The sequence below is a fragment of the Aneurinibacillus danicus genome, assembly GCF_007991215.1.
GTDB classification, from domain to species: Bacteria; Bacillota; Bacilli; order Aneurinibacillales; family Aneurinibacillaceae; genus Aneurinibacillus; species Aneurinibacillus danicus.
Genome location: NZ_BJXX01000016.1, coordinates 1 through 20,131, shown reverse-complemented (window position 1 = coordinate 20,131; position 20,131 = coordinate 1). Strand labels below are relative to the sequence as shown.

The 20,131-nt window shown below is 48.4% G+C and carries 20 protein-coding genes; 12 read left to right on the top strand and 8 right to left on the bottom strand.

The window, feature by feature from the left end; all coding sequences use genetic code 11:
• From ADA01nite_RS01965 to ADA01nite_RS01940, 6 genes are read left to right on the top strand one after another with little or no spacing between them, the layout of a single operon-like run.
• Complete coding sequence (locus ADA01nite_RS01965) at positions 1-1,539, top strand: pyridoxal phosphate-dependent decarboxylase family protein (RefSeq protein WP_246147188.1); 1,539 nt, start codon at positions 1-3, stop codon at positions 1,537-1,539.
• Positions 1,536-3,344, top strand: a complete 1,809-nt coding sequence (locus ADA01nite_RS01960; protein WP_146808219.1) for an IucA/IucC family protein — start codon at positions 1,536-1,538, stop codon at positions 3,342-3,344. Before ADA01nite_RS01965 ends, ADA01nite_RS01960 begins: the two co-directional genes overlap by 4 nt.
• Before the next feature lie 25 nt (positions 3,345-3,369).
• Positions 3,370-3,921: a GNAT family N-acetyltransferase gene (locus ADA01nite_RS01955; RefSeq protein ID WP_146808249.1), complete on the top strand. Its 552-nt coding sequence runs from the start codon at positions 3,370-3,372 to the stop codon at positions 3,919-3,921.
• Positions 3,896-5,242, top strand: a complete 1,347-nt coding sequence (locus ADA01nite_RS01950) for a lysine N(6)-hydroxylase/L-ornithine N(5)-oxygenase family protein (RefSeq protein ID WP_146808218.1) — start codon at positions 3,896-3,898, stop codon at positions 5,240-5,242. Before ADA01nite_RS01955 ends, ADA01nite_RS01950 begins: the two co-directional genes overlap by 26 nt.
• Positions 5,221-6,426 carry an MFS transporter gene (locus ADA01nite_RS01945; protein ID WP_146808217.1) on the top strand — a complete coding sequence of 402 codons (1,206 nt, stop codon included), beginning with the start codon at positions 5,221-5,223 and terminating at the stop codon, positions 6,424-6,426. The genes ADA01nite_RS01950 and ADA01nite_RS01945 overlap by 22 nt, the downstream gene beginning before the upstream one ends.
• A 50-nt stretch (positions 6,427-6,476) precedes the next feature.
• Positions 6,477-8,297 carry an IucA/IucC family protein gene (locus ADA01nite_RS01940; protein ID WP_146808216.1) on the top strand — a complete coding sequence of 607 codons (1,821 nt, stop codon included), beginning with the start codon at positions 6,477-6,479 and terminating at the stop codon, positions 8,295-8,297.
• 24 nt (positions 8,298-8,321) lie between these two features.
• On the opposite strand, the gene ADA01nite_RS01935 is transcribed toward ADA01nite_RS01940, so the two are convergent.
• The 3 genes from ADA01nite_RS01935 to ADA01nite_RS01925 form a co-directional block, all read right to left on the bottom strand.
• Positions 8,322-8,744 carry a thiol-disulfide oxidoreductase DCC family protein gene (locus tag ADA01nite_RS01935; RefSeq protein ID WP_146808215.1) on the bottom strand — a complete coding sequence of 141 codons (423 nt, stop codon included), beginning with the start codon at positions 8,742-8,744 and terminating at the stop codon, positions 8,322-8,324.
• 63 nt (positions 8,745-8,807) lie between these two features.
• Entirely contained in the window at positions 8,808-9,074 is a 267-nt protein-coding gene (locus tag ADA01nite_RS01930) for a hypothetical protein (protein ID WP_146808214.1), read from the bottom strand.
• A gap of 7 nt (positions 9,075-9,081) precedes the next feature.
• Positions 9,082-9,729: a nitroreductase family protein gene (locus tag ADA01nite_RS01925; protein WP_146808213.1), complete on the bottom strand. Its 648-nt coding sequence runs from the start codon at positions 9,727-9,729 to the stop codon at positions 9,082-9,084.
• A 166-nt stretch (positions 9,730-9,895) separates the two neighbouring features.
• Between ADA01nite_RS01925 and ADA01nite_RS01920 the strand changes: the two genes are divergently transcribed.
• Genes ADA01nite_RS01920 through ADA01nite_RS01910 form a run of 3 tightly spaced genes read left to right on the top strand, consistent with a single transcriptional unit; the run spans position 9,896 to position 11,910 of the window.
• Entirely contained in the window at positions 9,896-10,402 is a 507-nt protein-coding gene (locus ADA01nite_RS01920) for a hypothetical protein (protein ID WP_146808212.1), read from the top strand.
• Positions 10,392-11,375, top strand: a complete 984-nt coding sequence (locus ADA01nite_RS01915) for an FAD:protein FMN transferase (RefSeq protein ID WP_146808211.1) — start codon at positions 10,392-10,394, stop codon at positions 11,373-11,375. The genes ADA01nite_RS01920 and ADA01nite_RS01915 overlap by 11 nt, the downstream gene beginning before the upstream one ends.
• Positions 11,359-11,910, top strand: a complete 552-nt coding sequence (locus ADA01nite_RS01910; protein WP_146808210.1) for a DUF8596 domain-containing protein — start codon at positions 11,359-11,361, stop codon at positions 11,908-11,910. Before ADA01nite_RS01915 ends, ADA01nite_RS01910 begins: the two co-directional genes overlap by 17 nt.
• Here ADA01nite_RS01910 and ADA01nite_RS01905 read toward each other — a convergent pair.
• Both ADA01nite_RS01905 and ADA01nite_RS01900 read right to left on the bottom strand, forming a co-directional pair.
• Entirely contained in the window at positions 11,858-13,171 is a 1,314-nt protein-coding gene (locus ADA01nite_RS01905) for a sensor histidine kinase (RefSeq protein WP_146808209.1), read from the bottom strand. The genes ADA01nite_RS01910 and ADA01nite_RS01905 overlap by 53 nt on opposite strands.
• A gap of 1 nt (position 13,172) precedes the next feature.
• Positions 13,173-13,844 (bottom strand): response regulator transcription factor, encoded by a 672-nt coding sequence (locus tag ADA01nite_RS01900; protein ID WP_146808208.1) that lies wholly within the window; start codon positions 13,842-13,844, stop codon positions 13,173-13,175.
• Between the two features lie 281 nt (positions 13,845-14,125).
• Between ADA01nite_RS01900 and ADA01nite_RS01895 the strand changes: the two genes are divergently transcribed.
• On the top strand, positions 14,126-15,301 hold the full coding sequence (locus tag ADA01nite_RS01895; protein WP_281285958.1) for an acyl-CoA dehydrogenase family protein: 1,176 nt from the start codon (positions 14,126-14,128) through the stop codon (positions 15,299-15,301).
• A 166-nt stretch (positions 15,302-15,467) separates the two neighbouring features.
• On the opposite strand, the gene ADA01nite_RS01890 is transcribed toward ADA01nite_RS01895, so the two are convergent.
• On the bottom strand, positions 15,468-16,598 hold the full coding sequence (locus tag ADA01nite_RS01890) for an N-acetyldiaminopimelate deacetylase (protein ID WP_146808207.1): 1,131 nt from the start codon (positions 16,596-16,598) through the stop codon (positions 15,468-15,470).
• Positions 16,599-16,684: 86 nt separating this feature from the next.
• Positions 16,685-17,395: a 2,3,4,5-tetrahydropyridine-2,6-dicarboxylate N-acetyltransferase gene (dapD, locus tag ADA01nite_RS01885; RefSeq protein ID WP_146808206.1), complete on the bottom strand. Its 711-nt coding sequence runs from the start codon at positions 17,393-17,395 to the stop codon at positions 16,685-16,687.
• 182 nt (positions 17,396-17,577) lie between these two features.
• Between dapD and ADA01nite_RS01880 the strand changes: the two genes are divergently transcribed.
• The gene (locus ADA01nite_RS01880) at positions 17,578-17,790 is read left to right on the top strand and encodes a hypothetical protein (RefSeq protein WP_146808205.1); all 213 of its coding nucleotides are present in this window, start codon (positions 17,578-17,580) and stop codon (positions 17,788-17,790) included.
• A 171-nt stretch (positions 17,791-17,961) separates the two neighbouring features.
• Complete coding sequence (locus tag ADA01nite_RS01875; RefSeq protein ID WP_146808204.1) at positions 17,962-19,401, top strand: NAD-dependent malic enzyme; 1,440 nt, start codon at positions 17,962-17,964, stop codon at positions 19,399-19,401.
• Between the two features lie 41 nt (positions 19,402-19,442).
• On the opposite strand, the gene ADA01nite_RS01870 is transcribed toward ADA01nite_RS01875, so the two are convergent.
• The gene (locus ADA01nite_RS01870; RefSeq protein ID WP_170230078.1) at positions 19,443-19,895 is read right to left on the bottom strand and encodes a PilZ domain-containing protein; all 453 of its coding nucleotides are present in this window, start codon (positions 19,893-19,895) and stop codon (positions 19,443-19,445) included.
• Positions 19,896-20,131 lie beyond the last annotated feature (236 nt).

Below are 20,131 nucleotides of genomic sequence, written 5' to 3'. Positions count from 1 at the left end.
ATGAAACAAGACATGCCAGTAAAGTCCGAAATCTATCAAGAAAGTCTGTCTTATGTTCCTTCACTTTTCCTCCATTCGGGGAAAGAGGGATTGCAGGCTTACAGGCAGGCGGTTGATCTTGTCAAAGAAACGCTGTCGAAATTCTATGCGGCCTATCCAAAACCATATAGGGGAAAGGCGCCTAAAGAGGTAGGAGTTGACGTTAAAAGTTTGTGGCCTATTTCAGAGGCGGGAGAGAGCTTGCAGGACGTACTGCAAGAGATTTATACAAGCCTTCTCTCCAATGCCATCCATGTAACGCATACGAAAAGCATTGCACATCTGCATTGTCCTCCACTGATTCCCGCTTTGGCTGCGGAGATGATGATCAGCGCATTGAACCAATCCATGGATTCCTGGGATCAAAGCGCGGCCGCTACGTACCTGGAAGAAGAAATGATCCGGTGGCTTTGCGGCGCATTCGGATATCAGGAAGGGGCGGACGGTACGTTTACAAGCGGGGGGACACAGTCCAATTACATGGGACTGCTTCTTGCCCGGGATGCTTTCTGCTGGAAACACTGGGGATGGAACGTCCAAAAGGACGGACTGCCTCCAGAAGCCCGCCGCCTGCGTATCCTTTGCTCGGAAGATGCACATTTTACGGTGAAAACATCCGCTTCGCAGCTCGGCCTGGGTGAGAATTCGGTTGTGCTCATCAAAACGGACCATCGGCGCCGGCTGTGCGTGAAAGACCTGCATCAAAAGCTTGCACAATTACGGCAGGAACAGCTTTTTCCGTTCGCCCTTGTGGCCACCTGCGGTACTACCGATTTCGGAAGCATCGATCCGCTGCGGGAGATGGCGAAGCTCGCAAAGGAAAACGGCATATGGCTCCATGTGGATGCGGCTTATGGCGGAGCTTTGCTGTTAAGCCGGGATTTCTCCGGAAAGCTGCAGGGAATTGAGCTGGCGGATTCCATTACGGTAGACTTCCATAAACTTTTTTACCAGCCTATCAGTTGCGGAGCTTTCCTGGTAAAAGACGGTACAAGTTTTCGTTTTATCCATCATCATGCCAATTACCTGAATCCCGTTGAGGATGAAGAAGAAGGAGTGCCGCACCTTGTCAATAAATCGGTTCAAACGACAAGGCGGTTTGATGCATTGAAGCTTTTTGTTTCGTTAAGAGTCATCGGAACAGAACGATTTGGCGAAATGATTGATTATACGTTCCGTCTTGCGCAAGCGGCCGCGGACCGAATTTCCGAAATGGATAAGCTGACCGTCCTGAATAAACAGCCGGAGCTTAATGCGGTAGTGTTTCGCTACCAGCCCGCTTTTTGCCAGGACAAAGAGATGGTAAATAAGGCAAACAGGCTGATTTGCCGGATGCTTCTTCAAAGAGGAAGTGCGGTAATCGCCAGAACGAGCATCGACGGAACGGCCTATCTTAAATTTACGTTGCTGAACCCGAGAACGACCATCGAAGACATCGAGAGCATCCTTGAGGAAGTTCAAAAGCTTGGCGACATGTACATAAGGGGGGGAATTCATTGAATCACATGAAAGATATCGCGGAAAGAGCCACGATCCAAAGCTTCTTGAATTGCTATTTGCGTGAAACAGAAAATTATACGGAGCGTTCGCCCGGACTGTTCGGTAATAAGTTGTTTGCAAATCATGTGCATGTACCGGAAACGGTTCTGGTCAGCTCGCTGTCTTCCCAGCAAATAGAGATCATCATTCCTGTCCGCTATTGGTCGGCGACAGGCAGACATTTATTTTCGTTTCCGATTTATTATCGAACGAAAGAATCGTCGGACCCGCAGCCAGCCGATTACGTTACGCTGGTCTCGCTTATCACGAAGGAGCTTTTGCTTGAACAGGGCCGTACGGATGCAGAAGACGAGTTTATGCTGCGCGTCATATTAAGTTGCAGGAATATACGGCGCTATGCGGAAAGCAGAGTGAAGGATGCGCTTGCGCTTGCCGAACCTGATTTTTCGTTCATTGAGGCGGAGCAATCGCTTCTCTTCGGCCATTTGCTGCATCCAACCCCAAAAAGCAAGCAGGGGATTTCAGAGGAAGAAGAACGGATTTTTTCTCCGGAGTTGAAGGGGAAATTCCAGCTTCACTATTTCAAGGCGCACCCGTCCATCGTCCTGCAGGATTCGAGTACGGGAACTTCGGCGGCTGACATGATACGAGAAGAAATGAGAAGCGATCCGGCCATGGAGGAGAGGTTTATAGAAGCGTATTGCCGGAGTGACGGGTTTATTCTGCTGCCCGCCCACCCTCTTCAGGCCAGCGCCCTGGTGGAGAAACCGGAAGTACAGGCGCTTATGGACAGAGGGCTACTGGAGTATCTGGGACCAAAGGGAAGGCTGTTTACCGCGACTTCTTCCGTCCGCACGGTGTACAGCAGGCAAGCCCGGTATATGTATAAATTCTCCGTCCCTATTAAAATTACGAATTCCTTAAGGGTGAACAAGCAGAAAGAATTGGACAGGGGAGTGGAAATATCCCGGCTTCTGCAGACGGAAATCGGAGAGCGGCTTAGCCAAAACCACAGGCATTTTCACATTATCAAAGATCCGGCCTACCTAAGCATCAAGCTACAAGGAGAAGAATCGGGGTTCGAAGTAGTTATGAGGGAAAATCCTTTCTATCAGGACGACCGAAATGCAAGCCTGATTGCCGGTTTATGCCAGGATCATGCGTACGGCGAAACATCCCGGCTGGGCTCCATTGTCAGAGAGATTGCCGCGAAAGAAGAGCGGACAGTGGAGGAAGTGAGTGTCGATTGGTTTGAGAGGTATCTTTCTATTTCCCTCGATCCGCTCATCTGGCTGTACGAAGAGTACGGAATTGCTCTGGAAGCGCACCAGCAGAATTCCATCGTAAAGCTGAAAGACGGATACCCGGAACGGTTCTACTATCGTGACAATCAAGGCTATTACTATTGCGAATCGAAAGCGGAGCGGCTTGCAGAGCTAATACCGGGATTGAGTCAAAAAAGCAGTACGATTTGCGCGGACCATGTGGCGGAAGAGCGGCTGCGTTATTACTTCTTCTTTAATCATTTATTTGGCCTGATCAACGGTTTTGGAACCGCAGGACTTGTTCGGGAGGAGAAGCTGCTTCAAATCTTAAGAGATAGATTGGACTTCCATTATAGACAAACGGGCGAAACAAGCAGCCTGCTGCATAGCCTGCTTTATGCGCCCGGGTTGCCGTGCAAAGCCAATCTGCTGACCCGATTCCACGATATGGATGAACTGGTCGGATCGCTGGAAGCACAGTCGGTATACACGATGATCAAAAATCCTTTGCTTCAGAAGGTGGGAGTGGCCCGTGAATAGCAGCTATACGCAATTCGATCAAGACATAAACAAGACGATCTCCTTCGTCAAAGTAGAGTACGAACGAGACCTGCACTTGCTCCACAGATGGATGCAGGAAGAGCATGTGATTCCATTCTGGAAGCTAAATATTTCTCTGGAAAAATACAAGCGGCATTTGGAGAAATTTTTAAACGATCAGCATCAGACGCTTTATTTAGGTTGCATTGAAGAAATCCCGATGAGTTATTGGGAAGCCTACTGGGTCAAGGGGGATATTATCGAAGATTACTATCCGTATGATTTGTTCGATCAGGGCATCCATTTGCTCATCGGAGAGAAAGAATTTCTCGGAAAAGGCTACGCCCTCCCGCTGCTGCGGGCGATGGTTCGCTTTCAGTTCTTAACTGCCCGGACGAAAAAGATTGTAGCGGAACCGGACATCCGAAACAAGAAGATGATACACATATTCGAAACATGTGGTTTTGAGCCGGTTAAGCCGATAGAGCTTCCCGATAAGACCGGATTGTTGATGTTTTGCCATAGAGAGAATTTTGAGAGGAAGTGGAAGCATGTCTTTGATACGCAAAGAGCCTGAAAGTGTGTTTGACATCATCGGCATTGGCATCGGTCCTTTTAATTTGGGACTGGCGGCCCTGCTTGATAGCGTTCCTGAGCTTGATGCCGTATTTTTTGAGAAAAAGCAGGAATTCGACTGGCATCCGGGCATGCTGATTGAGGGAACGACCCTGCAGGTTCCCTTTCTGGCCGATCTCGTCAGTATGGCGGATGTGAAAAGCAGATTCAGCTTTCTTAACTATCTGCAGGAGCATAAGCGGCTCTATCATTTTTATTTCCTGGAGAATTTCAAGATTCCGCGAAAAGAATACAATCATTATTGCCGTTGGACAGCCGATCAATTGGAAGAGTGCCGCTTTGGCAAGGAAGTAATCGACGTAGCTCTTTTTGAATTGAACGGGGAATTCTTATATGAAGTTCATGTGAGAGATACAGGAACAGAAGCCGTAGAGCGCTATTTCAGCAAGCATCTTGTTATCGGGACCGGGACGCAGCCGTTCGTGCCGGAACATTTGCGAAGCAAACTCGGCAATACGGTCTTCCATTCTTCGCAGTATCTGGAGAAGAAACATTATTGTTTGGGGGCAAAGTCCGTTACCGTGATCGGTTCGGGACAGAGCGCGGCCGAGGTGTTCTACGATTTGGTGAAAGAGCAGAGCAAATTTGGTTTCAAACTCAGCTGGTTCACCCGATCAAAAGGCTTTTTCCCGATGGAATACTCGAAGCTGGGGCTGGAGTATTTCTCGCCTGATTATATTCATTTCTTCTATAACCTGCCGCAGGATAAGAAAGATGAGATATTGCCCGAACAGGATTTGCTCTATAAAGGCATTAGCGCGAAAACGATTGCTGATATTTACGATTTGCTCTATGAACGTTCTGTCGCCGAAGAAATGCCCGATGTCCAGCTTCAATCCATGACGGAAGTGCTGGATATAGAGGAAAGGAAGGGTGCGTGGTCCTTGCGCTGCCTGCAATGGATAAAAGAGGAAGAGTTTGAGCACAGCTCAGATGTCGTGATTCTCGGTACCGGATACAGACCGGGCATACCGGGTTTTCTCTCAGGCATAAAGAATCTTATTTGCTGGGATGATAGGGGAAGGTATCAGGTGACGCGCGATTACCGGCTTAAGACGCATATCAACACGCCGAATGAAATTTTCGTTCAGAACGGCGAGCTGCATACGCACGGTGTCGGCGCGCCGGATCTCGGATTGGGAGCCTACCGCAACTCTGTCATTATCAATTATCTTGCAGGAAGAGAAGTATATCCGGTCCATGAAAAGAATGTTTTCCAAACGTTTGGATTAGGGAAGAAATGCGTGACGATAAGCGTGTAGTCTCGGTTGTATTGTTCACCTGCGTGTTCCTGTTTGTCTATACGGAAGTTCTGCTGTCTCCGTTTTATCCGCAGTTCTTTCAAAAAGTGTTTGGCGTGGAGGATTACGGTTTTACCGGGTGGTATATATTCGCCTGCCGATTAACCGTGGTTCTCGCTTCCCCCGTCTGGGGCTTTCTTTCAAAAAAAATAGACAGTAAGCGACTGTTGATTGCCGGACAGGCAGGGACCGCCATTTCATGCGCTTTAATGGCTATATCGGAAAACGAACAGCAATTCCTTGTGTTTTCTATTATGCTATTGATATTCAAAAGCAGCTACTTGCTGCTGTATACGATTATGATTCAGGCAGCCGGAAGCGAAAAGAAACAGGTGACGGGAACGTATCATGCGGTACTTCAGTCAGCGATTATCGCCTCGACGATAACCAGCGGCTGGGTCATCAACCTTGCAGCCCCTTTACAAATCTTCTGGTGGATTGCTCTGCTAGACCTGCTGCAAGGGATTGTTTGCTTCATAGTTTTCAAGAAAAGCTTTAGGAATAAAACTACGTTTGAATCTGTAGTGGATAAATCGGAAGAAAACGATGTACAGGGGACAGAGAAGAATGAGGTCAACATAATGTTTTTCGTGAAAATGGCCCTGCTTATTTTCACCCTGCACTTTTCGGTCAATGTTATCCGCCCGTTTTTCACTATTTTTACGGAGGGGACCTTTCATACTTCTTTCGTCAGCAGCAGCATCTTATTCTTGATTCCGAGCCTAATGGCCGTACTGGCGCTCCCTGTCATAAAGCGGTGCAGTCTGGAAAAACTCCCGTCTTTTTATAAGATATCGGGCTGGCTATTATTCCTCAGTTTGATCGTGCAGGGCATTAGCCCGGGTCTCGGATGGCTTATTTTTTCCCGGTGTCTGTTCGGCTTCTGTCTGGCCATCTGCCAGGCAATCCTGGATATTTATTTGTTTCAGCGGAGCCAAAATGCTCATTATCATTACAGCATTCTATCGTCTTTCCAAAACCTCGGGCTGCTATTAGCGCCTTTAAGCGCTCTGGCGCTGGTGGAGGATTATTCGTTAGCTTCGCCGTTTATCGCTGCCGCCTTCATTTTTGCGCTTCATCTTATCATTGTTGGTGCAGCAACGTATAGAAACAAAGCAATGAACGGAACCAAAACGGCGGAATAGAGGGAAGGCGGCGAATTTTATAAAGGTACAGAAATTGAAGGAGGGCAACGATGCTATTTATCAATGAAGTAGAAAAAGTGTTGGATGAGAGAACATGGATAGAAGTGAATCGAAAACTTCTCGCAAAAATGTTTTCGGAATATATGTACGAGGACATGCTTCATCCAGAGATGATCGATCAGGAGGGCGAAATCGATCGATACGAACTGTCGATTTCAGAACAGAAAAAGTATCGCTTTTCCGCGGCGGAACGCTTATTTGATAGTTTTGACGTGAAGCATGATTCGATTGAAGTTTTTGCGGACGGAGAGTGGAAGGAGGCTGCGAGCGCGATTGAGTTCCTGCTGGACATTCAGAAGATGATAGGCATGTCACCGGAGACGGCGGGGCATTTGATTAAGGAATTGAACCATACACTGCTTGCTGATGCCCATATCCTGTCCAAGGAGTCCAGAACATCCGATGAGTTGGTCGATGTCGACTACGCCATCCTGGAGGGGGAGATGACCGGCCATCCGTGGATTACATACAATAAAGGGAGGATCGGATTCGGCTACGACGATTACCTGAACTTCGCCCCTGAAAATCAGAAGGAAATCCGGCTGTCCTGGATTGCCGTCCATAAAGACCGGGCAACATTCCAATCCGTTGAAGGGTTGAATTTCGAAGCGTTGATGGAACATGAGCTGGATGGAAGTACGAAGGCCCGATTTGAAAATGTCATGCAGGAGAAAGGATACAAGCGTGAAGATTATTATTTCATGCCGATTCACGAATGGCAGTGGAAAAACGTCATTATTCAAAACTATGCAGAAGACTTAGCTTTAGGTCACATCGTTCCCCTGGGAGATGGACCGGATATGTATCTTCCGCAGCAGTCCATCCGGACATTCGTAAACACGACGGATAAATCAAAGCATCATGTAAAGCTTCCGATGAGTATTCTCAACACGCTCGTATATAGAGGATTACCGACTGAGCGTACACTGATTGCGCCGAAGATTACGGAATATATCAAAGGCATTCAAGAAAACGATCCGTTCTTAAAAGAGGAATGCCGGGTCATTCTTCCGGGGGAGGTTGCAAGCATCAACTGCAGCCATATTTATTACGAAAACCTGGAGCATGCGCCGTATCAATACCTTGAGATGCTGGGGACGATCTGGCGGGAGAGCATTTATACGTATCTGGAGGACGGTGAGCATCCGATTACGCTTGCCGCGCTGTTGCACACGGACAAAAACGGCAAACCGTTCGTGCAAAGTCTCATCGAACGTTCCGGCTTGTCGGCGGAGGAGTGGACGAAGCGATTATTCCAGGTAATAATGCCGCCGTTGCTGCATTATTTATATCAATACGGCACCGTATTCTCGCCGCACGGGCAGAATACAATTCTTGTCTTGAAGGATTATATGCCGCATCGCCTGGCTATCAAAGATTTTGTAGATGATGTGAACATCAGCGACCAGCCTTTGCCTGAGCTTAAAGCGCTAACGAAAGAGCTAAAGGCTGTGCTGCGCAGCGAGCCGCCGGAAGGTTTGACGCAATTTATTTTTACGGGCCTGTTCATTTGTCACCTGAGGTACTTGTCCAATCTTCTGGTCAACAACGGTTTGCTGGAAGAACGGACATTCTGGAGCCGACTGGTCGATGCGATTCAAGCTTACCAGCAGCGGTTCCCTCATCTGCAGGAGCGTTTTGAAATGTTTGACCTGTTTAAGCCCGAGTTGACGAAATTGTGCCTGAACCGCAATCGTATGGTCGATTACGGATACAAAGATGACGATGACCGCCCGCACGCTTCCGAATTCGGCAAAGTGAAAAATGCGCTATATTTTCTTTTAAAAGAAAAGACGGCGAGCACTCAATAACGTTAACGATTGCATAGGTGCGGATCATTCGAGAAATCGCCGGCGAGTTTGAGGCGTCGGCAGCATGCATTGCTCTTTCTTGCCGAACCAGCGGTAGCGGTTGCTGGCGATCCAGTCGTATACCGTATCCCGGAGCGGCCGAGGAATAAGAATAAACAGGTAAAAAAGCGGCCATGGCCAATGAAGTTTTCGCGCGATTCGAAGCGCTGCCGACGACTTTGTGTACGCTTTTCCTCTGTCGATCAGTACCATCGTATCCAATCTGTCTGCGGAAAGACCGTGCTGGCCCAGCAAACGCTGTCCTGTATCCGACTGCAGGGAAGCGAAACGGATCGTTTCTTTCGGGTCCCGCGGAATAATGAAAAGGACGGCCTGATTGCACAGGTTACAGACGCCGTCAAAGAGAAGAATAGTATGCTGAATATCGGTTTGCCTGGAGTTATGCATGGGTAAAGCCTCCCTTCTCCACTTTCAATACTACCTCTTTTTAAAAAAATCCACCATGGCTGATTAGCCACAAGCTTTGTCATGAAAATGGAGGGAAGGGAGGCTGTCTTTTTGTGGTAAGAAGGAAAAGAGAGAAGAGAATGAGAGGGTGATTTCAATGTGGAAAAAGGCAAAGGCCTTTCCCTCCATTCGTAAGCGAGAAAAACTCGCGAGGCGTGTGCCAAACGTTCCTTTTTCCTTGTGGAGCGTGTGATGCGGAGCGACACAAAGCGGCTGTTTGGCTTCTTTGAGGAAAAAGGACGAGCGGCAACGCCCGCGAGTTTTTCTCATTTTCCCTCTATTCGATAATTTGCAGGATGTCTTCCACCGGTTTGCGCGGCAGCCGTGCCGGTACTTCGGCAGGATGGCCGAGCGCAATAACCATGTTGATTTGCTTTTCCGCCGGGATTTGCAGATATTCCCGCATCCGATGCTGAGCGAGCAGGACCGGTCCGGTCATGGCGCATGTCGCGAGTCCCTTTGCATGGGCGGCCAGCATTAGATTCTGGATTGCGAGGCAACTGCTTTTAATGCCTTCTTCGTCCCAGAACGACGGCTCGCTGATCATAATCGGATCGAAGATTTTTTCGCGGAACTTCGACGTATACGGCGTGGCCAGGCAGACGATGAGCGCCGGTGCACCGGTAAATGCGGTCGCATACGGACCGAAGGAACGCGCCAGCAGGCGGGCTTCCTTCTCAAGCCCGCGTTTTTTTGCCTCATCGGCGATTTTGTGCAGCTCTTCCCATGTCATGTCGGAGATTTCTTTAATCTTTTCTGTATTCAAAATCGCGATGAATTCCCATGTCTGCGAGTTTGTATCGCTGGGCGCATAGCGCGCGCAGTCGATGAGTTCTTTCACGTCTTCAATACTAACCGGCTGTTCGATAAACTTTCGTACGCTCCGCCGGTTCAGGATGATGTCTTTGAAATCATGATATTGCATGTTCAATGTCACCTGCTTTACGGATACTGTCAATCAGCATTCATTATAACATAAAGTGTTAGTACCTGATACTAAAATGAAGAAAGAAAAGAAGAGTGTTTTTTCATGCTATTTTCAGATATGGAGGATATAGTAAAAGCAATTACCGCACTAGGGAGGAAAATAGATGAAAAAGCAAGCATGGGTAAAATGGGCGGTCGGTTTGTCGAGTGTGGCCGCTTTTGTCGGATTGGTCGAGGTTACGAAGGAAGCGGATGCAAGGAAGCAGGAGGCACAGGGAGTACCTGCCGAACTAGCTGCTCCTATACAACAGGAGGGGAGGACACAACAGGCAAAGTCTGCTGCACAGCAATCGCAAGCTATACAAATGGATGCGGATGCAGAAAAAAATCTTATGGATGAGATACGTATGGAATGGAAGGACTATGAAGCGAGAAAAAGCAATGAACAAAGAGAGTATCAGCGATTTGTAAAAGATGAAGGCTACGACGAAGAGCATGACCATGACAAAGATGATAGTGATGATGAAGAATGGGAGCATCATAAGGAACTTGAACACGGAGATAGAGAACAGGCACATATTTATCAGGGAGTGGGTGTAAAATCGATCTCTAAGGGAAGCATGGCAGGACCGGGTAGCGAGATAAGGACGGCGAAATCCCATGCCTCATAAGAATATGCATACATTTCGGGCGATGAATACGATGTGTTCCACGCTGGGGCTTTCAAATGCTTCACATCGGGAAGTAGAGGCCTGGATGGCGTATGTGGAACAAAAAGCGAGTCGATTCCTTCCAAACAGCGAAATCACGCGCATCAACCAATCAGATGCCCCGCTTCATATCGTCTCTGCGCTTATCTATCATCTTATGCGGGAAGCGGAAGTATATTACCGGGAGACGGATGGCCTCTTCTGTCACTATCTCGGTAAGCAGCTTTCTTCATTGGGATATGCCGAAAGTTTTGAACGTATGCGTGATAAATTTCCGGCAGGTAACGAAAACTCGTTATTATATCGATCCAATCAGGCTGCTCAACCCAAACAGATTTATTGTTTTAAAAATGGGAAGGCCTATACACCAATCACGATTGACGCAGGGAACTGGATTGATCTTGGAGGCATCGCAAAAGGATGGAGTGTACAGAAGATGGCGGACTGGTTGCAGAAGGAAGGGAGAAGGGAAGGGCTATTAAACGCGGGAGGGGATATTGTGGCCTGGAGTGACGAAGCGACAGGTCTTCCATGGCAGATTCAGATTCTAGAACCGAGAGACGAGAAAAGAGAGGTAGCCCGCCTTACGCTTCATGCCGGGACTGTAGGCATTGCTACAAGCAGTTGGGAGAAACGGCGCTGGCGGCAGTCGAACGGAAGTGTTTCGCACCATATTATAGATCCGCGGACACAGAAGTCCGCTTCTTCTGACATCTGGCAGGCGACGGTATTGCTTCCCGATTTGACGGCAGCAGAAGTCTATGCGAAATGCCTGTTGATTTTAGGGACGGAGCAAGGACCTCCCTGGTTGCGGCAGCGAAAGCCAGAGGCGGCCTATGTGCTAGTAAAGAACGATGGTTCCATAGAAGCAAACCGAAATATAGAAAACTATTGTGTTGCGTACGAGGTGAAGCAGCATGTCGAGTGTATTTGAATACCTTGCCCCTATCCTTTCTGTCTGGCATCTTACACGGGCAGCAGGTCTGGTGGCGTATGGACTGCTTTTTACAGCCGTTATGACAGGCATTTTGCAAAGTATGCGTATCCTGCCGCTTCCTCTCCGTCCCGCGCTTGCCGCGATTCATAATGCGGCAAGCTGGTTTGGCCTTATGTTTGCTCTTTTACACGGATGTGTTTTGTTATTTGACGACTACGTCACATATACAGCCTGGGAGATCGCGGTTCCGTTCCTTTCTGACCATGAAAGTGTAAAGGAAGCGGCAGGCATTCTTTCTTTTTACTTATTCTTTTTACTCATCCTCTCTTCCGATTTGCAGAAGAAAATCGGGAGAAGGGCATGGCGTCTCATTCATTATGATGCGTTTCTGGCCTATGCGCTGGCGTTAACTCACGGCGTCATATTGGGAACAGATACGAACGCCTTGTGGATGCAGATTGTATATAGCGGAACTGCCGCTATAACCGCTTGCCTGCTTGCCCTGCGTATTTTGCTGGGAATTGCACGGTAAATGTGCTTCCGTTTCCAGGCTCGCTTTGTACCCGGATAACACCCTGGTGGACACGGACAATCCAACTGGCGATCGAAAGTCCGAGACCGGTGCTTCCCAACTCCCTCGAACGAACCTTATCTACGCGGTAGAATCGATCAAAAATGCGAGTCTGTTCTTCAGGTGGAATCCCGATTCCCGTATCCTGTACGTCGATGCATAGCATGCGCTCTTTTCCTTTTCTGGTTTCATAAAGACGAAGGGTGATTTGTCCGCCTTGCGGGGTGTATTTCCTGGCATTGTCCAATAGGATACAGAGAAGTTGTGTAATCCGTTCCTTATCGGCATACATCACAAATTTTTCGGGCGTATTGAGTTCCAATGTTTGCCCCCGTTCGGAGAGTAGCGGTTGGAACGAGCGGACCAGCTTTTCCGCTATGGGACACAGATCAAACGTCTCCTTCGTCACTTCCAGTGCACCGGAGTCCGCGCGCGCCAGCGTCAGCAAATTTTCGGCTAGCGAGCGCATCCGTGCCACTTCGTCCTTCATATCGTCCATAATTTGCTGCGAGAAGGGAGAGAGGTGCTCCCTTTCCTCGCTGTCCAACACCTCAAGGGAGGAGTGGAGAATGCTGAGTGGAGTGCGAAGTTCATGGGATGCATCCGCTACGAACTCACGCTGTCTTGCAAACGAGCGGGCAATCGGGCGCATAGCGTGGCCCGCCATATAATAGCCCAGAGCGGAAGAGACAATGGCAAAGAGGGCGGCTATAATGCCCAATACGGTGGTGAGCCGGTTAAGTGTCATCCGCTGCTGGGTAATGTCTTTGCCTGCATAGATAGCCCCTATAATGTCTCCATTCTTGTAGACAGCACGTCCGGCGATAACCATATAAATTTTCTTGTCGCCTTCAAGCTTGAATTCTTCGATTCGAACCTCATCCGGCCCTGGATGCCAGTCGACCAGACGTTCCATGATGGGGACACGAAGGGTCGGAAAGCTCTCATCCCCACCGATGACTTGTCCATCACGGCGAACAATATAATAAAAGGAAGAATCTTGTGGATTGTAATCGATGTGCTCTTTCTTTTTAAAATCGTGCTCAAAACTGTGCCTGTGCTCCTGCGCTTCCTGTTCGGCCAGCTCGAGCGTCTGATATTTACTGTCGCGGTACAAAATGAATGAAAATGAGAAATAACTAATCACCGCAAACGCTGATAGAAACAGTACCATTAAGCCAGTAAATAATATCGTTAGGCGGGTATGAGTTTTTTTAAACATACTACACCTCTAGCTTATAGCCGATGCCACGTACGTTGCGAATTAGCGTACTTTCCCCGGGGCGATCAATCTTTTTGCGCAGCAGGCGCACGAAAGCGTCCAGCGTGTTGCTGCTTACTTCCGCATCGTACCCCCAGACACGGTCGAGGATGGTATCGCGCGGCACGATGTGCCCGCGATTGCGTGCAAGTAGTTCAAGTAGTTGGAATTCACGCGGGGTAAGCTGAATGTCTTCTCCATTTCGCTGTACACTTCTCTGATTGCAATTCAGCAGTAGATCGCGAATAGGAATGACTTCTTCCGCAAGCGGAAGTTGCCTGCGGCGCAGCAGCGAGCGAATGCGTGCGAACAGTTCAGCGAAATCGAACGGTTTCACCAGATAATCGTCTGCTCCCGCGTCAAGCCCGCATACCCGATCATCTACTGAATCCCGTGCGGTCAGAAGCAAAATTGCTCCTTGATAGCCTTCCTGTCGTAGATCGCGGCAAACAGAAATTCCGTCTTTCCCGGGCATCATCCAATCTAAAATTAGCAAATCGTACAGTTCCGCTCCCAAACGTTCGTATGCCTCCATTCCATTCATTGTCCAGTCCACAGCGTATCTTTCTTTTTTCAGCATATGCGCAATTAAGTTTCCTAATTTTCGATCATCTTCCGCAAGCAGGATGCGCATTGCATAGCCCCCCTTTTTGCCAGTATCCTTAACTTTACTATAAACATTTTCTCTGAAAACTGTATGAAAAAATAAGGAACAGGAGGATGAATGGAAAATTTTTGAATAAACAAGAAGGAATTTTCAAAAACATGAAGTAGTTGTAAGGAGAGCGGGATGCGGGCTCCACGTACAGAAAAGCGATTGGATGGCGCTGCTCATGCTGAAAAATTCTGAAGCGCGAACTGTGCGACCGTTTCTGGCAGGGCAGCGAACGAAAAGTTAATGAGGGAGGAGATTTCGTGGGAACTACTACGCTGACATCACGCAATCCGGCGCGGGCATATTTTTCCGAGGAGCACTTGATGTTTCGGGATTCGCTCCGCAAGTTTCTGGAGAAAGAAGCGGCTCCGTATTTCGACCAATGGGAACAGGATCGAATCATTCCACGTGAGTTCTGGAAGAAGATGGGCGACAACGGATTTTTGTGTCCGTGGGTAGATGAAGCATACGGCGGCCTGGGCGTCGATTTCGGCTTCTCTGTCATTATCAATGAAGAGCTGGAACGCATCGGTTCCGGGCTGGTGGGCATCGGCCTGCACAATGACATTGTGACACCGTACATTGCCTCCTACGGAACGGAAGAGCAGAAAGCAAAATATCTGCCGCCTTGCGTGGCCGGGGACGTGATTACCGCGATTGCAATGACGGAGCCTGGTGCAGGTTCAGACCTGGCAGGCATTCGCACCACAGCGATTAGAGACGGGGATTACTACATTTTGAACGGCCAAAAAACATTTATTACGAACGGCATCCAGTCAGATTTGATTCTGGTTGCATGCAAGACTGATCCGAAAGCCAATCCGCCGCACAAAGGGGTAAGCCTGCTCTTGGTCGAGCGGAACACCCCGGGCTTCTCACGCGGACGCAAGCTTGATAAAGTGGGGCTGCACAGCCAGGACACGGCGGAACTGATTTTCGAAGATGCGCGTGTACCTGTAGCTAACCTGCTTGGTGAGGAGGGGAAAGGGTTTATCTATCTGATGGAAAAGCTGCAGCAGGAGCGGCTTGTGGTCGCAATCTGCGCACAAACCGCCGCCGAAGAGATGCTTCGGATGACGCTACAGTATGTGAAAGAACGGGAAGCGTTCGGCAAACCGCTATCGAAGCTTCAGCACATCCAATTCACGATTGCGGAGATGGCGACGGAAATCGAGGTGGGCCGCACGTTCGTAGACGATCTCATTGTTAACCACATGCAGGGTAAAGATGTCGTAACCCAGGTGTCGATGGCCAAATGGTGGACGACGGAGATGGCGCGGCGTGTTGCCAACCAGTGCATGCAATTGCATGGCGGCTATGGTTATATGGAAGAATACCCGATCGCCCGCCGCTACCGTGACATTCCGGTGGCCGCCATTTATGCGGGCACAAACGAGATTATGAAAGTGATCATTGCCAAAAATTTGGGGATGTAAGAAGGGAAGGTATGGTTATTTCCGGATGTATATTTTGGAGGCAATCCCCCGTAACGCATCGGGAAAAATACTGAAATTCTGTATGCGAAATCAGTATAAATCACCGGTTGAAGCAGAATGAAAATATGAAAAGAGGCCGGCGCGAGTGAATCGCAACCGGCCTTTTTTAGGAGGCCTTAAATGTAAAATATTGTGTGAGCACCCGGATGGCCACCTCGATGGCGCCTTCATCCGGTTCGATTCTCGCATGGTGCAGCCCGTACGGCGTATTGACACCGAGCCAGAAGAGGAAGCCCGGGATTTCTGCGAGAAAGTAGCCAAAATCTTCACCGGTCATCGCTGTTTTGCACTCAATCAGGTTGGCTACGCCGCTCTCCTGTACCCAGTCCATAAACTCGCGGGTCAGCGTTTCATCGTTGTATACCTGGCAGTAATTAGCCCCATAGTCGATGGCGGCACTGCATTCGAATCCGGCTTCTGTACCGCGCACCAGCGCTTCGATGCGTGACTTGACCTTCTGCATTGATTCCATCGAAAGCGTACGGATGGTGCCTTCTAACCGCGCTTTCTCGGCGATAATATTCTGTTTGGTGCCGCCTTCGATTTTGCCGATGGTAACGACGGCGGAATCAAGCGGATCGATGTTGCGGGAGACAATGCTTTGCAGTTGTGTCGCCAGATGGGCCGCTGCGATAACCATGTCGTTCGCGGTATGCGGGAATGCGGCATGTCCGCCTTTGCCCTTTAGGTCAATAAATAGCTCCGACGTATTGGCGAACAGAATTCCCGGTTTGAGCGCAACCGTACCCACCGGATACTCCGGTGCGATGTGCAGAGCGAATATCGCATCCGGCTGAAAATCCTGAAACTCCTTGCTTGCAAGCATCGGCTGCGCGCCCCCCGGACCTTCCTCCGCAGGTTGGAAAATGAAAATCAAGTCGTCTTTGACCTGGTTTTCCACAAAGTGTGTCAGAACGCCAAGCGCGATTGCCATGTGCATATCATGGCCGCAGGCGTGCATAAACCCGGGGTGAGTGGAACGGAATTCACAGGAAGTTTCTTCTGTGATGGGCAGACCGTCCATATCAGCCCGGTAGCCCAGGCGCTTGCTCGGGTTGGAACCCCTGACTTTTACCAGGATGCCGGTACGCCACGTCTTGATTTCCATCCGCTCCTGCGGTAAACCGTTCAGATAATCCAGCAGGAAACGCTGTGTTTTAAACTCTTTAAAGCCCGGTTCCGGAATCTTGTGCAGTTCCCGGCGAATTTTAATAAATGGCAGTGCATCCACGCCCATAAATGTATCACCTCTTCATTCATGAAAAAGAAAAACCGGCGTCCGGCCCTTGCTTGTCCAGGCCGAGCGCCAGCTTTCCGCGTCGATTACAGTTGACGGAGTTCCTGTTTAATTTCCGTCTTAGATTTTGTTTTTTCGTCGATCGTTTTAATTACGCGCGCCGGTGTACCTGCCACTACGCTGTTTGGCGGTACATCATCGATAACGACCGCACCTGCGGCAACGACGGAGCCCTGTCCTACGCGTACACCTTCGAGAATGACCGCATTTGCACCAACCACAACGTCGTCTTCAATAACAACTGGCTTGGCAGACGGCGGTTCGATAACGCCTGCGATAACGGCACCGGCGCCGATATGGCAGTTCTTACCGATGGTACCGCGGCCACCTACTACAACGTTCATGTCAATCATTGTGCCTTCGCCGATAACTGCCCCAATGTTAATCATAGCGCCCATCATGATAACCGCGTTGTTTCCGATCTCTACCTGGTCGCGAATGATGGCGCCCGGCTCGATGCGAGCCTGGATATTTTTCATGTCGAGCAGCGGAATCGCAGAGTTGCGGCGGTCATTTTCCACCACATAGTCTTCGATTTTCGCCTGGTTGGCTTCAAGCACCGGCTGGATTTCTTTCCAGTCGCCAAACAGAACACCTACATTGCCAGTAATAAAGGATTTTGTATTGGCACCAAAATCAATGCCTTCGATATCTCCTTTAATATGTACTTTAACCGGTGTTTTCTTCTCACTTTTTTGGATAAATTCGATAATTTGTTGTGCATTCATTTCTTTCATGAATCCTTAACTCCTTTCCTGCCTATCTATACACGGAAACTAAATGAGTATGCTTGTCTCATTGCATCCCATTATACCATTTTGATTTATGAAGTTAAACGAGTAAAGACAAAAACGCTTTGAGTATGCTTTCGCATTTTTCTTCCATACTAAAGAGAAGAAACGTATCGTGAGGTGAAAATATGGATCGACAGTTTGATATTACATTGGCACATCGGCTTGCGGATCAGCTGGTGGAATGTGCAACAAGCTTGAAGGAGACAGCGCAATCGCCCGGCCAGGTACAGCAGCACCTTGTTCGTCTAACCTCCATCGTCGATAGCCTTCATTCTCTAACCGATAAAGCTAAAGAAGCGGGCATGAATCCGCTTAATGATAATGGAGATATAAGGTGAAAGAGGCATTATAAAAACCTGGCTGTGTGTTTATAACATTTTTTCCATGCTAATATTTTCAAAAGTGCTATAGGGACTTTCCTTTTTCCTGCTGTTACAGTTAAAATAAACAGTTGTATTACTATGATCATGGATCATGTATTTTTGGGTTTTTGGAAAAAGGAGGAGAACATGAAGCCGTTTACATTATTAGGAACCAGTATTATTTTGCGCTTGCAATTGGATGTGCGCAAAGTAAATTTTGTGGATATCGCGACTGCAGTTGGCAAAGCGAACGGAGATATCGTGGCGATGGACGTTGTACAGTCGTCAAATGAAGCTACGGTGCGTGACTATACAATTAACACAAAAAGCAGACCGCAAATCGAGGAAGTCATTAAGAACATTGAAGCACTGCCGGGTGTGGAGATTATTACAGTATCGGACCGGACATTCTTGAGCCATATCGGCGGGAAAATCGAGGTACGGGCGAAGCGCCCAATTCAGAACCGGGAGGACTTATCCCGTGTTTACACGCCGGGCGTGGCAAACGTATGCGAAGCGATTGCTCAGGATCCGTATAAAGCGTACAAGCTTACCATTAAACGGAATACAGTCGCTATCGTGAGCGACGGAACGGCGGTGTTAGGGCTTGGTGACGTCGGGCCATATGCCGCAATGCCGGTAATGGAAGGGAAAGCAATGCTGTTTAAGCAACTGGCGCAGGTGGACGGATTCCCGATTTGTCTGGATACGAAAGATACAGATGAAATTATTGAAACAATTGTACGCATGGCGCCGGCATTCGGCGGCATCAACCTGGAGGATATTTCTGCACCGCGCTGCTTTGAAATTGAGAAGGCGCTACGTGAACGTCTGGATATTCCGGTATTCCATGATGATCAGCACGGAACAGCGGTCGTCATCCTGTCCGGCTTGCTGAATGCGTTAAAAATCGTCGACAAAAAGATTGAAGATTGTAAGATTGTTGTGACCGGCATGGGCGCGGCGGGTGTCGCCTGCACAAAGATTCTGTTGAGCGCAGGCGCCAAGCAGGTCATCGGGGTGGATCGCGACGGTATTCTGTCCCGCTCCGTTACGTACGAGAATCCGGTGTGGGAAGAAATTTCGAACATCACGAATCCGGACGATGTGCAGGGACAATTAGCGGATGCGCTGGTGGGCGCTGATGTCTTCATCGGCGTATCGCGCGGTAACATCCTGTCTAAAGAAATGGTGCAAACAATGGCAAAGGATCCGATTGTATTCGCTATGGCTAATCCGCAGCCGGAAATCGATCCGGAAGAAGCGGCTGGCATTGTGCGGGTGCTTGCAACCGGGCGTTCTGATTATCCGAACCAGATTAATAATGTGCTTTGCTTCCCGGGCATTTTCCGCGGGGCGTTTGATTGCCGGGCTACAGATATCAATGAAGAGATGAAAGTCGCGGCGGCGCAAGCCATCGCCTCTATTATCACAGAGGAAGAGTTGAACGAGCAGTATATCATTCCAAGCGTCTTCAATGACAAGGTTGTGAAGAATGTGCGGGATGCTGTCGTGGATGCAGCGATTAAAACCGGTGTTGCACGTAAAATACCGCGTGATAAGCGCAAGAAAGAAACCGTAGAATAGTATTGGAAAAGACGCTTCGTTCCCTTAAACGGAGCGTCTTTTCATTGCGCTTTTTGTTTGTTGACGGAATAAAGTGGACAGCTTTCTGTGTTGCAGAAGCGACACCCTGGAACAAATGGAACTTTTTTGAGCCAGACGCTCATATCATTAAATAACTTTGTGAATAGTGAACGGGTAAAATCGTCGTGAAGCAGTTGCACCCCGTATTCATAAGTGCTCGGTTTGAACGGGGAGGAGCTTCGCCATATAATCTGTCCGGTTAGCGTGATAAGCATATCCATAATTCGGGTTTGGAACTTAAGCAGAAGATTCGAGTTTACAGGGAAGCGAAGGGAGGAGATAAAGCGTAAGCCGTGAATCGAGACATCTTTAATACAAATTTTCATTACACCGCATGAAATCTCTTGCTTATTAATTGAACCAATCGTTACTTCAGAGCAGAGAGGAATCTCTAAAAATTGGCGTTCTTCTTTTCTTCTGTTCGTATGATACACAATTATCACCATGATTTATTTATTTTATGATCTAAAGGTCTTTAGACCAATAATAGTATATATATTTTTCGGATTAAACGGTATTATCTGAAAAATTATATGACTTAACTCATGACATATAGGTCTTTAGATTTATTATTATATGTAAAATATAAAAAAATACAATCTCCCTTTCCGTTAACGAAGCTATCATGGCTGAACGGCCACAAGTCCTGCCATGAAAATGAAGGGAAGGG

Coding starts and splice junctions, on each gene's coding strand:
- ADA01nite_RS01965 (WP_246147188.1), top strand. CDS start 1: ATGAAACAAGACATGCCAGTAAAGTCCGAAATCTATCAAGAAAGTCTG.
- ADA01nite_RS01950 (WP_146808218.1), top strand. CDS start 3,896: ATGTCTTTGATACGCAAAGAGCCTGAAAGTGTGTTTGACATCATCGGC.
- ADA01nite_RS01945 (WP_146808217.1), top strand. CDS start 5,221: ATGCGTGACGATAAGCGTGTAGTCTCGGTTGTATTGTTCACCTGCGTG.
- ADA01nite_RS01940 (WP_146808216.1), top strand. CDS start 6,477: ATGCTATTTATCAATGAAGTAGAAAAAGTGTTGGATGAGAGAACATGG.
- ADA01nite_RS01935 (WP_146808215.1), bottom strand. CDS start 8,744: ATGCATAACTCCAGGCAAACCGATATTCAGCATACTATTCTTCTCTTT.
- ADA01nite_RS01930 (WP_146808214.1), bottom strand. CDS start 9,074: ATGAGAAAAACTCGCGGGCGTTGCCGCTCGTCCTTTTTCCTCAAAGAA.
- ADA01nite_RS01925 (WP_146808213.1), bottom strand. CDS start 9,729: ATGCAATATCATGATTTCAAAGACATCATCCTGAACCGGCGGAGCGTA.
- ADA01nite_RS01920 (WP_146808212.1), top strand. CDS start 9,896: ATGAAAAAGCAAGCATGGGTAAAATGGGCGGTCGGTTTGTCGAGTGTG.
- ADA01nite_RS01915 (WP_146808211.1), top strand. CDS start 10,392: ATGCCTCATAAGAATATGCATACATTTCGGGCGATGAATACGATGTGT.
- ADA01nite_RS01910 (WP_146808210.1), top strand. CDS start 11,359: ATGTCGAGTGTATTTGAATACCTTGCCCCTATCCTTTCTGTCTGGCAT.
- ADA01nite_RS01905 (WP_146808209.1), bottom strand. CDS start 13,171: ATGTTTAAAAAAACTCATACCCGCCTAACGATATTATTTACTGGCTTA.
- ADA01nite_RS01900 (WP_146808208.1), bottom strand. CDS start 13,844: ATGCGCATCCTGCTTGCGGAAGATGATCGAAAATTAGGAAACTTAATT.
- ADA01nite_RS01890 (WP_146808207.1), bottom strand. CDS start 16,598: ATGGGCGTGGATGCACTGCCATTTATTAAAATTCGCCGGGAACTGCAC.
- dapD (WP_146808206.1), bottom strand. CDS start 17,395: ATGAAAGAAATGAATGCACAACAAATTATCGAATTTATCCAAAAAAGT.
- ADA01nite_RS01880 (WP_146808205.1), top strand. CDS start 17,578: ATGGATCGACAGTTTGATATTACATTGGCACATCGGCTTGCGGATCAG.
- ADA01nite_RS01875 (WP_146808204.1), top strand. CDS start 17,962: ATGAAGCCGTTTACATTATTAGGAACCAGTATTATTTTGCGCTTGCAA.